Source organism: Amycolatopsis sp. WGS_07, from assembly GCF_045278895.1.
Lineage (GTDB): Bacteria > Actinomycetota > Actinomycetes > Mycobacteriales > Pseudonocardiaceae > Amycolatopsis.
In genome coordinates this window covers 4,150,192-4,164,760 of sequence record NZ_CP136053.1, presented here as the reverse complement: position 1 = coordinate 4,164,760, position 14,569 = coordinate 4,150,192, and the positions used below count along the sequence as shown (strand labels likewise).

Below are 14,569 nucleotides of genomic sequence, written 5' to 3'. Positions count from 1 at the left end.
ACGCTAGGCCCAGTGGCCCGCGCGTCGACGACTACGCCGCACCCGCCGCTGAGAAAACCCCAATGTGGCATTGGGGCACGGAGCGGAGCAGGGCTCAGCCGACGTACGCGGTGAACGAATGCTTGGCCTGGTACCAGATCGAAATCCCGACCGCGCCGGCCGCCGCGGCGCTGCGCAGGTCCAGCGGGCCGGGGCGGTCGGAGAGGAACGTGAAGTTCCGGATCTGGGCGCCGGGCACGAAATCGCCCTGGTTGCCGGACTTGCTCGCGCGCACGAAGTCCATCTGCTTGACCTCGATGGTGTCGCCGAAGCCGGCGAAGAGGTACAGGTACGGCGGGCGGCCGGCGAGCGGGATGTAGAAGTGGTCGCCGTTCGGGGCTGCGGGGATCAGCATCATGGTCTCCTCGTCGTTGCCGGGGCCGGGGGCGGGCGCGCTGCCGCCGGGAAGCTGGTTGTACTGCTCGTTGATGTCGCACGGGACCCGGGAGACCTCGGTCTTGCCGTCGTTGCGCTGCCACAGGTGGGTCCAGGTCCGCTCGGCGGCGGTGGGCTGCGAACCGCAGCGCCAGTACCACGACACGATTCCGGCGTCGTGGACCGCGCGCAGCGTCTCGGAAAAGCCGTAGAACCCGGCCCGGTGCTGGCCGACCACGCTGGTGAACCCGCGCGCGAACCGCACGACGTCGTCGATCTGGAAGTCCAGCGCGTGTTTGTCGGCGGCGCAGGCCATCAGCGTCGACTCCGGGAGGCCCAGTCCGCGTGCGTCGGCGAGGCCCGCCTGTGCGAACGAGACGCCGCGGGCGAAGTCGTCGTCGGTGCGGCTGCCCCACGCGTCGTCGGTGCCCAGTTCGATGACCAGCGCGACGGTGACCCCGCCGCCGACGAGTTCCCGGTACTCGGTGCTGGTGAGCCGTTTCGAGGACCGGCCGAGGCCCGCGTAGCGGATCACACCGTCGAAACCGGCCGCTCTCAGTGCGGCCGCGCTCGGCCTTCCCGCCGAATAATCAGCCCAGCGCATGGTGGTCCGCCCCGGTTTCGGCGTAGCTCGGCGGCCGGTTGGACCCGAGCAGGATCCGCGTCAGCCACGGCGGCATCTGGGCTTCGAGCCCGCGCAGCAACGCGTAGACGACGGCGAGCACGAGCGGGACGATCACCTGGTTGCCGAGCCCGGCGACCGCGTCGGTGACCGACGAGGGCAGGCCGAGCGAGACGAGCCACGCGACGAGCGCCGACCACAGGCCGGGGACGACGGTGCGCAGCCAGGAGGTGAGGTGGTCGCCGAGCTGTCCGGTGGGGTGCGTCATGGCGGTCTTCTCCGGTGCGGTGGAAGGGGCGGGCGGGTTGTCCGGCGTGGTCGCCGGGTCCGATGTGGACGGTTTGGCGGCGGCAGCGAGGGGTTGGGCCGGTTCCGGGGCGGGGAACGTCACTTCGGCCGGGGGCGCCAAGGTCGCGGTAGCCGCACCGTTCGACGGCGCGGGTTTCTGCGGCGACGCGCTCGTGGTGGAAGCCGAGGGGCTGCTCGAGCCGGTCTCCGGCGGGTGAGCCGTCGACATCTCCGCCGCGAACACCACCGGATCGGCCGGAGGTTCGGGCGGCGAGTCGATTTCCGTCGAGTGCTTCGGGGACTCCGCCTCGGACGACGGCTTGTCTGGGACAGCGGGGCTCGGGCGGAAGAGCGGTTCGAAGGTGTCCGGCGGCAGGGTCACCGTGCCGTCCTCGCCGACCACGCCCAGCACCGCGTAGTGGTACTCGACGCCGTGCGGCGGGACCGGGCGCGGGCCGTCGTCGTCGCGGGGCCATTCGACGTCTCCGGTCACCGTGCGGGCCGGGATCTGCCAGTAGTCGCCGCGCCGGTAGGTGCCCGGCTGGCCGGCCTCCGCCTCCGCCGACGTCCGGGGCGGGGCTTCGAAGCGCACCTGGACGCCGTCCTCCAGGTCGATCCACGTGTTCTCGACCAGCGGCACCGCGCCGTCCACGCTGCCTTCCGGGGCCAGGTGGTCCCAGCGGCGCAGAAACGGGTGCAGGTCCGCGTCGGAACCGGGGCCGCAGCGTTCGTCGAGTTCGTCGTCGAGGGTGACCAGCCGGTCGGCCGGGTCGATCGCCACGACTCTCCGCAGCGCGGGCGCCGGTTTGGGGCGGCGCTTCGCGGGGACGTCGTCCGCGGCTCGGGTGACGGCGGCGTCGTCGAGCAGTTCGACCCAGTCGCCGACGTCCAGGTCCAGTTTGCTGTCCCGGCCCAGCGTGCCGAGCGTCACCGTGGCACCGGAGACCGAGACGATCGGGAACACCACGGACGCGTTCTCCCGCGACCATTTGAACGTCGCGCCGTGCGGAGTCTTGCCAAATTCCTTGGTGGGCAACGAATCCGTCCACGCGCGGCCGCCGGTGTGCACCTCGACGCGGTACAGCTGGTTCTCCTGACCGCGGAACCGTGCCTCCGGCGGCAGGTGGCAGGCGTCCGTGTCGCCGGGATGCTTCGCCTGGGCGGCGAGCAAACCGGGCTCCGGGTTGAGGGAATGGCGGAAGGTCGCGAAATCGTCCGCGTTCTTCCCGGCGCACCACGCGACCTGCCAGACGACCTTGGCCCGCGCGGCGGTGTCCGGTCCGGGATCGCCGAGCGCGATCTCGCGGATCGCCGGGTCCTGCAGCGCGGTGATCAGCCGTTCCCACACTCGCAGGTACACCACGAACGGCCCGTTCTCGGGCAGCGTGTCCTTCTCCTGGTCGAGGTAGGCCTCGGGCTGGCTCCAGTAGCGCGTGGCCCGGTCGTTCTCGACCAGCAGCCCGTCGACGTACAGCCGGCCGGCCGAGATCCGCAGGTCGGTGATCTTCCGCTGGTCCAGATCGGGGTGCAGCCGGAACCCGGGCACGCCGGCGGGCGCGGCGGCCGGGCCGAGCAGGTCGGCCACGGTGGTCCGCAGCTGGTACAGCAGGATCGCGGCCTGCTCGTTCGCGTCCGCGTCGAGCTGGACCCGGCCCTGCTGCGCCAGCACCGCGGAGAAGTGCTTCAGCGAGTCGAAGGTGTCGCGCGAGAAGTCGGCTTGCATGGCGGTCTCCTAGGTGGCGAACAGGATGCCGGCGTCCGTGCCGGCCGGGGTGTACTCGGCGAGCCGCAGCCGGAGACTGTCCTCGCGTTGCGGGTGGAACAGGTCGTGGAAGGCCCCCATTTCCGAACCGTCCTCCGCGCCGCGGGCGATCTCCTCCGGACCGGACCGCGCGAGCTGCGCGTAGCCAGGGGTGCCGTAGCGGACCGAGGTGAACTGGGGGACGACGCGCACCGGATCACCGGAATGCTCCGGCTCGCAATGGAACCGCGGCGGCGTGCGCGAACTCTCCGGCAGCCAGCAGAACCGCACGCAGCCGTCCTGCCGACGGGCGATCCGCACCCGACCGTCCATAATGGAGTTTTCGACCAGCCCGGCACCGTGCGCGAAGACGGAGCCGAACACGGTGCACCGGCGGATGTTGACCACCGCGTGCGCACAGCCGTCGTCCGGGCCGCACAGCGCGGCGAGGCCGGGACCGGCCGCGTCGAGAATGCTGTCGGTGAGCCGGATCTGGTTGGGTTCGCGGTGCACTTCGTCGGCGGAGACGAGGATCGTGCCGAGGATGCTGCGTTCCACACACAGACTCGCGGGCGTGTCGGCGAGTTCGACGCTCGCCTCCTCCTCGTGTTCCGGACAGCACTGCGCGTCGAGCGACCATCCGGGCACCAAGGTGCAGTGCCGCACCGCGAACTGCCCGACCGGACCGTGCACCTGCACGCTGCGCCCGGTGATCAGCAGGCCGTCGAAGACGACCTTGGGCAGCGGGTCTTCTTCCGCACCCCGGCCGGTCCCGATGATCCGCAACGCGTCCGGACGGTTGCTGTTCCAGTCCAGCAGCCGCAACACCGGACGCGCGCCGCTCGCTGCCCGCAGCGTCAGGCAATCGCCGCGATCGACGGTCAGCTCGATTTGTTCCTGATACGCGCCGCTGTCGGTGAATTCGATGACCGCCTCGCGCGCGGAAGGGTCGGTTTCCTTGTCCCGCTGCCATTCCTCGACAGCGTCCATGACGAATTCGTGGTGCCCAGGACCGACGCGGTACACGTTCTCCGCCGGTTCCGTTTCACGCGGATACTCACCGGCGCCGATCTCGTCGGAAAACCCGTAGTGGTACGTGACCCACACGCCGGTTTCGGGGGCTTGCCGGGTCGGGAACGCGATGCGGCCGAGCACCGGGTCGAGCGCGACCTTCCCGTGCGCGGGCCGGTAACGCCAGCCGGAAAGATCCGCGGGCACGATGTCGCTCAGCGGCACCGGATTCCCGTCGCCGCGGTAAACGCACAGGCTCTTGCATGGTCCATAGTAGACCGCCGGCCGATCGGCGAAGGCCTGCCGCCGGATGAACGCCGGCACGTTCGTCTCGTCGGCGATGTGGGTGGGCGACGGTTCCCGCACCGGGGAGACGATCAGCGGAGTGTCATTGCCCAGAATGCTGAACGTGAACCGGGTCCGCGCCCGGTCCTCGCAATACGCGGGCCCGTGCGTGATCGAATACGGTTTCAGCCGCCACACGTACAGGCCGATTTCCGGAATGCCGAACCGCCCGGTCCCGCGATGCGAGGTGATCCGCCGGACGTCGATCGCATGCGCCAGCTCGTCGAACGGCCCGTCGAGCCGGTCGAGCGCGTCGGCCCCGCGCAGGTCGGCCAGCTGGCCCCGGGTCAGCCGCCGCCGGTCGGCTCGCGGGTCGCGGCCGTGCAGCCGGACGGCCTGCGAAACCGCCAGCAGCTGCCGGAATTCGACCGCGCGCGCCGGCCACTCCGCGACGTCCGCGGCGAGTTGTTCCAGCAGCGCCAAGGTTCCCTTGCGCCGCCGGTTGCCGACGGTGTGCGCGACATCGCGGCGAGGCGCGAGAGCCGACAGCAGCCGCCGGGCCGCCGCCGATCCCGACGCGAGCGTCTCGTCCGCCCCCGGCAGGATCCGGTACCCGACCAGATCGCCGAGGTAGGGCGCGACCCAGTCCTGGCAGGTCTCGATGAACCAGTCCGCGTACTGCGCGTCCAAGTCCGCGCCGATCAGGTCGGCCTGCTCGGTGATGACGCCGAGCAACGCCTTCAGCGGCCCCGCGTTCTCCTCGTCGCGCCGCTGGTAGACCGACGGCATCAGCTCGTAGAGCCGGTCCGGATTGCGAGTCATGGGATCCTCACCAACGTCAGCGCCTCCGGCACGCCCGCCGGAAACACGGCGATCCGGGCGGGCCGGATTCCGCGATATACCGTCAATCGCTGCCCCGGTTCCACCGCCGTCGACTCGAGCCCCGGGTTCAGCGCGACCAGCTCGTCCACCGTCAGCCCGTTGCGGAGCGCAATCGTCGTCAAGGTGTCCTCGCCGAAATCGCTGATGTAGCGCGCCGTGTCGAAGACTTCTTCAAACCGCGCGCCCGACGCTCCGACGCACGGCTTCGCCTCGATCAGCCGATCCGCGATCGTCGCCAGCTCGATCGGCGTGACGTCGCCGCCGACACCGTCGAACACATTGATGTCCGCGTAATCGACCCCAGGCACGGCCTGGATCGCGGCGAACGCTTCGCTGAGGAACGCTGGTTCGCCGAGTTCCCTGCGGGCAAAGGAAAACTTGTCCAGCAACGCGGCGCGCACCGCGGGTTCCACGAGTTCCCACGCGTAGTCCGGCAGCACCTTGATCCCGGCGTGCAGCACGAGCAGCACCCGTTCCCGCACCGCGACCCGCACCTCGACTCCGCGATCGCCGAACCCGGCCAGCGCCGCCTCCAGCGCGACCACCGAACCGGACGACGAGTCGATCCGCGCGTCCCCAGTCGCCGCGACCGTCACGTGCACCACCCGCCGGCCGCCGTCGGAAAGCTTGACCGCCTTGGCTTTCCCGATTCCGGCCCGGGCACGGGTGAAGTCCTCGTAGTCGCGGACCGACACCAGCCGGTCGAGCGCGAGCATCCGCAGCGGGATCGAGGCCCGGACGTCCGCCGGTCCGTCGCCGTCCGCTCCCCCGCCGGACGGCAGCGGGTTGGTCACCGCGCGCACGCCCGGCGGCCGGACGGTCGCCTGATTGATCTGCCCGGCCGCGACGTTCCCGTCGTGGCCCGCGCCGACCCGGTAGACCGCTGTCACATTCTCCGTACCAGCGGGAATGCGCGCGCCGTGGACGCCGTCGCCGAACCGGAGCGTGCGGGTGCCGTCCGCTCCCACGGAGACCTCGTAGTCGTGCCCCGTCGGCCCGGACCAGACCAGCCCGTCGGTTTCGTGCCAGCGCACCCCGGAGACGCGCGCGGTAAGCGTGCTCTCCGCGCCGGACGGGTTGGCGGACGGCCGGAAGGTGAGCGGATTGTCCGCGTTGACCTGGCGCAGCTGGAACGTCTGCCCCGCGACGCCCGGGTCGCCGCTGCCGAGCACCTCGGTGCGGGTTTCCCCTTGATCAGCCTCCACGACGTTGCCGTAGATGGTCACCGAATCCCGGCGGTACTGGTAGGACAGCTCGGTGGCCAGCGACAGGAACGTACGGACGTGGCTGCCTTTGCGGCTCGGCTCGACCCGTTGCCGGATGCCGGCCACCATGGTCAGCTCGGCGGCCTGGATCCCGCTGGTGTGCGGCACGTCGGTGCGTTCGCCGGAGACCACCAGCCACCGGCCCGGCCGGAGCCCGTCGTAGACCCGCGACAGCTCGATCTCGTCGCCGTGCACGTCCTCGGTGATCGGGTCGCCGATCGCGGTGAGCGCGTCGCCGCGCGCCCACACGACCGTGCCCGCCGCGGGCACCGGCGAGACGACCTTGTTCACCGTGATCTTGGTGACCTGTTTGGTCCCGACCGGCTTCGGCTTGGACTGCGGCGGATCGGGCACCGTGACCTCGACGTTCGCCAGTTCCACGGCCGTCACCCTCGCGGAATCCGTCGCGCCGGTCGCCGATTCCAGTACGACCCAGCTGTCCTTGGCGATGCCGTCGTACACCGCGTCCAGCCACACCGTCGTGGTGTTCGCCGCGTCCGCGAACGCCCCGGCCGGACGGTCCGCGACGACGGCCCGGGTCCGCAGTACCTGCACGCCGGACAGCTCCGGCGGCGGCGCGATCTGCTCGTTCGCCCACGCGTGGTGCAAATCCGGCCCGAGCCTCCGGTCGGCCTCGATGAGCAGCTTCGGGTGCACGTCGGAGCTGGCGTGGAACAGTTTGTCCATTGTGGACGGAAGATCGATCGCCCGGCGCGGCGGCCGGGACGGTTCGCGGCGCAGCCGCGGCAGCACCGGGGTGAGCCCGACCAACGCGGCCGCCCGGTCGCAGTCGGTGCCGGACGAGCATCCGCAGCAGCCGTCGAAGCCGTAACCCCGTGGCGTGCAGAACAATCCGTGCGCGAGGCTGTTCAGGTAGCGCAGTTCCGCGTCGTTTTCCCGCCTTGCCTCGACGCAGAGCTTCAGCAAGGCGGCCGTCGCGTCCGACACCGGTTTGACGAAGGTGCGGAACCAGTTCTGGACCGCGCAGCTCGCGTGCGCGCGGGCCAGCGCGGCTTGTTCCGCCAATTCGGTGCTCAGCTCGTAGACGGCCCGGGCCAGGGTCGGAGTCACCTCCTGCAGAGTGCCGAGTTTCTCCAGATCGGACTTCGCGGTGGTGAGCAGGATGACCGTGGGGTCGCTCCAGGGCGACGGCGCGGGCTGGTCGTCCAGCGCGTCGCCGATCTCCTCGACGAGGTCGGAGAGCGCCTGGTTCAGCTCGTCCAGGGAGCCGTCCGGGGTGACCAGCGTGACCGTCGTCCGGTCGGCCTGGAAGTCCTCCTTCGCGGCCGCGACCACCCGCACCGCCGGGGTGAACGTGCCGAACAGCAGCAGCAACCGGTCCCCCGGTTTGAGCGCGGCCGTCGTGCCCTTGATCCCGATCCGCGGGATGGACCCCGCGGTGTAGAAGTCGACGTCCACCGGCTCGGCCATGGCGAGCTGAAGCGCGTTCCACTCCTCGCGGGCCTGGAGTTCGGCCGTGGTCTCGAACGTCTGCGGCAGCTGGTTCTGCGCGGGCACGCTCTTCGCCGCGGTACCGGCCGGGATCACCGTCCGCGCACCGGGATCCAGCGTGTACGCGAGATGGGTGGTCGCCGCCAGCGCGGGCCGCGGCGTGTAGCCGACGAGCGACCCGAGGTGGCCGAGCGATTCGGGTTCGACGGCGGTCCGCAGGTAGCCCTCGTTGGCGATCCGCTCCTGGTAGAAGGTCAGCACGTCGCCGACGACGGCCCAGCAGTCCAGCAGCGCGATCGCCGGGTCGTCCGGATCGCGCGTGGTGAGCGGGGCCAGCGCTTCCCGGCTCGCGAGCCGGGCCAGCATCGACTGGCGGAACCGCCCGTAGGTGCCGATCCGCCGGGACAGCGCGGGCAGGCCGGGCCGCTGGTAGGTCGTCGCCGGGGTCATCGGGCCGGGTCCCGCGCAGCAGTTCATCGTCCGCCTGCCAGGTCGAGGGTGAGCTGCCCGTTTTCGGGACGGCTCGGGTCGTCGTCCAGCTGCGCCACTTCGAGCGGCCCGATCGGGAGCACGCCGGTGGCGAGCGCGGTGCCGGGCGGCCCGAACAGCCGTTCCAGGCGGGTCACCTCGGCGTGCCGGACGCCGAGCACTGCGGCCACGGCCGCGACGAGCTGGCCGACCCGGATCGGGGTGCCGAAGGTGAGCCGGTCGGGCTGGAAGAACTCGCCGAGGACCCGCCGTAGTGCCGAGCGCACGTGCCCGGCGATGTGGTCGGGCAGCACCTCGACGTGCACCGTCAGATCGAGCGGGACGAGGGTCGCGCTGAAGACCGACAGGTCGTGGCCGATCCGGCGGTAGCGGTACAGCCTGGCGCGCGTTTCGTCGAGCAGCCAGCTCGGCGCGACCTCCATGCCGAGCGGGTCGATCGCGACCTGCGCCTCGTACCAGCTGCCGGTCCAACGCAAGTCTCCTGCCGCACGCTGCACGTTCGGCGAGGCACCGGCCAGCGTCGCGTAGTCCTCGGCGGTGATGGCCCGCAGCAGCCGACGGCGGACCTCCTGCGGAGCGCGCAAGCGAACCTCGGACACTGGCTCGGGATCGACCCCGCCCTTGGCGGGCAACGGATTGCGCACGCTTCGAATGCCGGGCACGTCCGTGCCGCCGAAGACAATGCTGCTGATAGCTTCGCGGCCGACGTTCCCCGCCACACCGGTCCCCACCCGCATCCGCGCGGTCAGCTTGCCGCCTAACGGGAACTTCGCGCCGTTGCGGCCGTCGCCGAAGCGCAGCACGGTCGCGCCGGTGTCGGTGACCTCGCCGACGAAGTGCCGATCGGTCGGTCCGCTTTCGAGCAGATCCCGCTGCGGAACCCATTTCGCTTGCTTTCGGTCGAGGACGGTCACCGCTGGCAGCGCGGCCCGTGGATCTGGTTGCGTGGCAAGACTTGCCGGACCGCGGAACGCCGAACCGTGCTCATCGAGCTTCGAGCCTTCGTCGCAGCCCCAGCTCTGACCGATCTCCCAGCCCTCGTTGGCGGCCGTGAGCACGTAACCCGCGCGGGCCTGGCGGATGAGATCCTTCAGCCGCTCCAGTTTGGCTTCCAGCAGGTCGTCGAAGCGCGCCAGCAAATACCGCAGAGCGCGGCGAGGATGCTCACGCAGACCCAGCTTCTTCACGAGCTTGGCCCCGAACACGACGGTGACGAATTCAATGTCCTCTTCGGACAGTTTGCCGCGCCACAGTTTGGTCAGCCGAGCACGGATCCGGCCGGGAAGACCGACCAGCCACCGCGCCTGCGCGGCCGCGACGTCTGCAGGATCCGGGAACGGCACGCTCTGCGTGATCGGCTGAGGACGCAGCTGCGGCTGAACGACCACCGGCAACGGCGGATACGCAAGCTCGGGTTCGGTCTCGCAGCCGCATCCGCAATCGTGCGGGCACTGCGGTTCCTCCGGAGCCGGTTCGGGAACGTCGTAGCACTCCGGCTTGATCCGTCGGCCGTGCTCGACCAGTACCACGTTGCCCCGGGCGATCCCGACTTCAAGGTCGACACAGTCCGGGCCGCCCCGAGCGTTGACACACAACGGAAACGTCAGCGCGTCCTCGCGTGCCCAGGTCACTTCCAGCAGCTTTTGCTGGTACAGCTCGTCCTCCGCCGCGGTCACCGAGGTCAGCCGGACGGCCTGCCGGTGCGCGTGGTCCGCGTCGGCCGGAAGGCCGGACTTCGCGCCGACCAGTTCCTCGAAGAACAGCACGTCACCCGGTTCAAGGCACAACGCGCGGTCGTTGTCCATCAGCGTGGCCGAGGTGGTCCCGGTCGGCAGACAGCAGTCGTGGTCGCCCCACGTCCACAGGCTGATCCGGTTGCGCGCCGGGAGAAGCCGAAGTGCCTCGTCATGGACCGGCTCGAACACTTCCACCGCACCACGGAGGTCCCGTTCCGACAACACGGGACCCGGCAGCGTGCTGAACCGGAAAGTCCGCTTAGGAATCTTCACCTCGCTGTCGGCTTCGAGACACACCCAAGCCCGCGCGGAACACCCGTCGTGCATCAGATAGTCGACCAGCCGGGCGTGCCGCCGCACGGAAACCCGCAGCCGCGCCGTGTCCAGGTACGCCTCGGTCGCCACCGCGTCCTGCTGGTAGCTCAGCCGGTCGCCCTCGTAGGCGAGCAGTTCGGTCAGCATGATGCCGATGTCCGGAACGTGCCGCTCGGTCCAGGCCGGCATCGTCAGCTTCAACCGGTCCAGCAGCAGCTGCCGGAAGCTGGCGTAATCCTTGCTGAGGTAATCGATTTCGACCGCCGCGTCGGCCTGCGGTGCACCCTCCTCGACTGGCGCGCAGTCGACGTCGCCGCAGCTGCCGAACGCGAAGTCCACAAAGGAGTACCGCGGGTCGAAGCCCGGATACGGCCGGGTGCCCGGTTTGCCGATCGGACCAGACTCCACAATGGACAACCGATACGTGGACAGGTCCCCAGCGCGATCGACCGTCAGCCGCACCGCGTCCGCGAGTTCCGGATCCTCGCTCGCCCACGTTTCGACCGCGACGACCGCGATCCCGGTCACGCGCCGTCCGCCGTCGATCCGGAAGTTCGCCGGCGCCAGGTCTTCCGGTGCCTTGCCGAAGAAGCCCACGGTAAGCGAACGGCCGTCGTCGCTCACGCCTACCGAGTCGATGCCGTTGCGGCCCGCGACGCGCACGTCCGCCCGGCGGCGCTCGTCCGCACAGCCGATCATGCCGCCCTCCCGGTGATGACGTCCTCGCGCCGTTCGCCGGTCGCGAGGAGGACGTAGCCGATCTCGATCCGCAGGGTGCTGTCCTCGGCGGTGACCTCCAGGTGCTGCACCGTGATCAGGTCGCCGAGCCAGCGGTGCAGCGCGCCCTCCGCCGACACCTGCACCGCCGCCGCCAGCTCCGGGCTGTTCGGCTCGAACACCAAGTCCAGCAGCCCGCAGCCGAAGTCCGGCCGCATCACCCGCTCGCCCGGCGTCGTGAAGAGCAGCTGCTCGATCAGATCGAGCACATGGTTCGCGTATCCGGTTTCGGCGACCCGGCCCCGTTCGTCGAAATGGAACGGAAAGTCGATGTCCACAGTGGTCACCTCCCCGTCACGAACGGTTGCATGGCAATGACAATCGGCGGCCCGGGCGAAAGAGAGCCGACACAGGTGCCGCCGCCTTGGCCGGCCGGAGGCACCTGGGTGAGCACCGGGGTCCCGCCCGCCAGCAGCGACGAGATGTTCGTCCACTGCACTGTCGCGCACGGCGGGGTCAACGTGCACCCGACGACGACCATCTGGTCTTTCGTGGTGAGCACCGGCATTCCGTTCACCAGCGCCGCGGGCGGCCCGGCGGGAATGGCGGTCACCGCCCCGCCGTGCGGGCAGGTCATCGTCATTCCGCTGTGCAGCAAGAACCCTGGCATCCCCGCACCCCCTACTTCGGAACGACGAAGGTGCCGTTGTTGATGATGACCGACGTCCCGGCGAGCCGGATGGAAGCGAGACCGGGACCGCAGGACAGTTCGATCCCGGTCTCGTTGAGCTTCACGTACGGACCCGTCGGCCCCTGGATCTGCAGCTGGATGCCGCCGGTCGGGCCCGGCTGCTGAGTGATCAGCACGTAGTTCTGCGGCGGCAGGCCGACCGACGTCAGCGGCGTCCCGATGACCACCTGCGGCACACCGGGCAGGATGCTGGACGCGATCGGCGGCCCTTCCTCGCGCACGTCGCGGCGGAAGCCGGTCCACACCGCGCGGCCGATGTCGCCGTTCTGGAACTCGACCCACACGCCGGAACCGATCAGCGGCACCACGTTCATGCCCGGCGCGGCGGTGCTCGCCCGCGCCCAGATGGCGTTGTCGCCCAGCACGTCGGTGACCCGCACGAGCAGCCGGTCGAGCCCGAGCGGGTCCACATTGGACACCACGGTGCCCTCGTAGGTGCCGTCGAACCGGTTTTCTTCGGTCATGCGCTCACCTGCTGGGAGAAGGGGACGAAACCGTCCCGGGTCAGGCCGAAACTCTGCTTGTACTCGCCGCGTTTGATCTCGTGCGTGACCCGGTTGACGTAATAGAGGCCGTCGTACGCGAGCCCAGCGCCGCGCACCCCGACGAGCGCGCGCGACTTGAGCACGTGGCCGTACCGGAGCACGTCGAGCTTTCCCTGTCCGGTCACCGCGTCCGCGCCCTTCGCGGCTTTGCTCAGCGCACGCAGCAACACCTCGGGCGTCGGCCGTCCGGCCAGGTCCAGCAACGGTTCCTCGTGCAAGGCCGCCGCGGGACGCGCGGCCAGCGGCAGGCGCAGCAGCGAAATACTCGGCACCGGAAGGGAAAATCCGATCTTGGTCCTCGGCTCGGTGATCCGGATCGTGTACTGCTTCCCGGACATCCCGTCGAAGCCGAAGGACAGCGATTCCACATTGGTCGCGGTCCCGGAATCCACGGTGAGCGCGGGCTGCACCACTCCGGCCCGGATTTCCGGCCCCCAGTATCCGGTGCTCGCGCCGGGCACCGGCCCGGGGATCAGGTAGAAGGCATAGCCCGCGTCCTCGGCCAGTGTCCGGAGATAGCCGAGATCCGTGCCGGCCTGGCCGGCCACTCGCTCCTGCGGCAGCTCCGGTTCCCAGAACAGCACGGGGACCGGCGCGGGCACGATTCCGTACATCGCGTACTTCGCCAGGATTTTCAGCACCCGCACGTGCAACGGCAGCCCGGGGAAGATCTCCCGTTCGTACCGCAGGTCCATCAGCGCGGTGAGGTCCTCGCCGGTGACCGTGAGCCGTGACTCGCCGGGCCCGGCCCCCGGGCTCATCTCGTGCCGGGTGATCACCCCGTCCATCAGCACGTCCACCGCGCCGCCGACGATCACCGACAGCACGACCCGCGCGGGCGGATCGAGCAGGCCGGACGGCAGCAACGTCCGGGTGAGCACCGAGTTCCGGCTCACCGCGAAGGTCAGCTGGAATCCGCTTCGCTCGCCCGCGGCGGAAGTGACCTGCACCGACTGCAGCGCGTCGACGAGGGTGTGCGGCACCGGCGCGGCGAGCACCCGGCCCATCATCAGCTGCAGCTGAAAGCTCTTACCCACCAGCGGTCCCTCCCGCCGGGATCCCGGGCGGCAGGGTGATCCGCAGCCGGCGGCCCGGTTCCGCGGTCAGCTCGTCCGGATCCATCGCGCGGTTCGCGTCGGCGATCCGCCAGTACTGCTCGGCGTCGCCGAACACCTCGCCCGCGATGCGGTCGAGCCGGTCGCGCGGTTTCACCACGCGCTCGCCGATCTGCGCGAGCTGCTCGGGATGCGGCAGCAACCGCCGCCGGACGAAGCGGACCTCGCGGCCGTCCGGGAGATCGCGGACCGCGGTGGGCAGGCCGTAGTAACGGCTGGTCGCGGAGAACATCGGGCACCTCCTAGACGGTCGGCACGCCGACGTCGGTCACCGGGTGGTTCACGCCGTCGGCGAAGCGTTCTTTCTGCTGCAGATAGGTCAGGTACAGCGTTCCGCCCTTGGCGCGGGCGCCCGGATCGCCGGGGTGCGGGTAGCCGAGGTCGTCCACGGTGAGCACCCGAACGGTGACGCTGACCTTGGCCCGGATCGGATTGAGCGTCGAATCGAACGCTTCCTCGGTGACGCTGAAGTCGGTAATCCGTACCGGTATCACGCGTTTCGGCCCGAGCACGAGCACCGTCAGCGGCGCTTCCACCGGCACGATTTCCAGCTGTCCCTGCCCGGCCAGCTGGTCTTCGTTGCGCAGCTGGGCGTACGTCGGCGCCATGCTTTTTTCGAGCGCGCAGAGCACCGGGAACAGTCCGTCGGGGAACTTGGCTGGCGCTTCGGTGGCGTCGAACTCGGCCTCGAAGCGGTACGTCTCGTGCGGCGGGCCCTTGAGCCGCAACGATTCCAGCCGGTCGCCCGGTTCCGAGCCGATGCCCTGCAGCTGCACGGTCCGGGTGAGCGTGTCGGGGTTGTACTGGAACGGAATCGTCTTCGACGGCAGGCCGCTGTCCGGATCCACGAGCACGAACCCGCCCCGGACGGGATTCAGGCTCTGCGGAAAGGTGGTCATCGTCGTAGTCCTCCCCAGCGAACGGCGGAACGCCTTGCCCCA

General features: G+C 70.1%; 11 protein-coding genes. All 11 read right to left on the bottom strand.

Annotation, left to right across the window (positions count from 1 at the left end):
- Positions 1–94: 94 nt before the first annotated feature.
- Genes RPX00_RS19880 through RPX00_RS19830 form a run of 11 tightly spaced genes read right to left on the bottom strand, consistent with a single transcriptional unit; the run spans position 95 to position 14,527 of the window.
- Positions 95–1,018 (bottom strand): glycoside hydrolase domain-containing protein, encoded by a 924-nt coding sequence (locus RPX00_RS19880; protein ID WP_406641328.1) that lies wholly within the window; start codon positions 1,016–1,018, stop codon positions 95–97.
- On the bottom strand, positions 1,005–3,047 hold the full coding sequence (locus RPX00_RS19875) for a DUF6519 domain-containing protein (protein ID WP_406641326.1): 2,043 nt from the start codon (positions 3,045–3,047) through the stop codon (positions 1,005–1,007). Before RPX00_RS19875 ends, RPX00_RS19880 begins: the two co-directional genes overlap by 14 nt.
- Positions 3,048–3,056: 9 nt before the next feature.
- The gene (locus RPX00_RS19870) at positions 3,057–5,183 is read right to left on the bottom strand and encodes a hypothetical protein (RefSeq protein WP_406641325.1); all 2,127 of its coding nucleotides are present in this window, start codon (positions 5,181–5,183) and stop codon (positions 3,057–3,059) included.
- Positions 5,180–8,410 carry a putative baseplate assembly protein gene (locus RPX00_RS19865; RefSeq protein ID WP_406641323.1) on the bottom strand — a complete coding sequence of 1,077 codons (3,231 nt, stop codon included), beginning with the start codon at positions 8,408–8,410 and terminating at the stop codon, positions 5,180–5,182. The genes RPX00_RS19870 and RPX00_RS19865 overlap by 4 nt, the downstream gene beginning before the upstream one ends.
- Before the next feature lie 23 nt (positions 8,411–8,433).
- Complete coding sequence (locus tag RPX00_RS19860) at positions 8,434–11,199, bottom strand: putative baseplate assembly protein (RefSeq protein WP_406641320.1); 2,766 nt, start codon at positions 11,197–11,199, stop codon at positions 8,434–8,436.
- Positions 11,196–11,555 (bottom strand): GPW/gp25 family protein, encoded by a 360-nt coding sequence (locus RPX00_RS19855; protein WP_378303347.1) that lies wholly within the window; start codon positions 11,553–11,555, stop codon positions 11,196–11,198. Before RPX00_RS19855 ends, RPX00_RS19860 begins: the two co-directional genes overlap by 4 nt.
- 5 nt (positions 11,556–11,560) lie before the next feature.
- Positions 11,561–11,887 carry a hypothetical protein gene (locus tag RPX00_RS19850; protein ID WP_406641318.1) on the bottom strand — a complete coding sequence of 109 codons (327 nt, stop codon included), beginning with the start codon at positions 11,885–11,887 and terminating at the stop codon, positions 11,561–11,563.
- Positions 11,888–11,898: 11 nt separating this feature from the next.
- Positions 11,899–12,432 (bottom strand): phage baseplate assembly protein V, encoded by a 534-nt coding sequence (locus RPX00_RS19845; RefSeq protein ID WP_406641316.1) that lies wholly within the window; start codon positions 12,430–12,432, stop codon positions 11,899–11,901.
- Positions 12,429–13,550 (bottom strand): hypothetical protein, encoded by a 1,122-nt coding sequence (locus tag RPX00_RS19840; RefSeq protein ID WP_406641315.1) that lies wholly within the window; start codon positions 13,548–13,550, stop codon positions 12,429–12,431. Before RPX00_RS19840 ends, RPX00_RS19845 begins: the two co-directional genes overlap by 4 nt.
- Entirely contained in the window at positions 13,543–13,860 is a 318-nt protein-coding gene (locus RPX00_RS19835) for a LysM peptidoglycan-binding domain-containing protein (RefSeq protein ID WP_406641314.1), read from the bottom strand. The genes RPX00_RS19840 and RPX00_RS19835 overlap by 8 nt, the downstream gene beginning before the upstream one ends.
- A 10-nt stretch (positions 13,861–13,870) precedes the next feature.
- On the bottom strand, positions 13,871–14,527 hold the full coding sequence (locus tag RPX00_RS19830; RefSeq protein ID WP_406641312.1) for a hypothetical protein: 657 nt from the start codon (positions 14,525–14,527) through the stop codon (positions 13,871–13,873).
- Positions 14,528–14,569 lie beyond the last annotated feature (42 nt).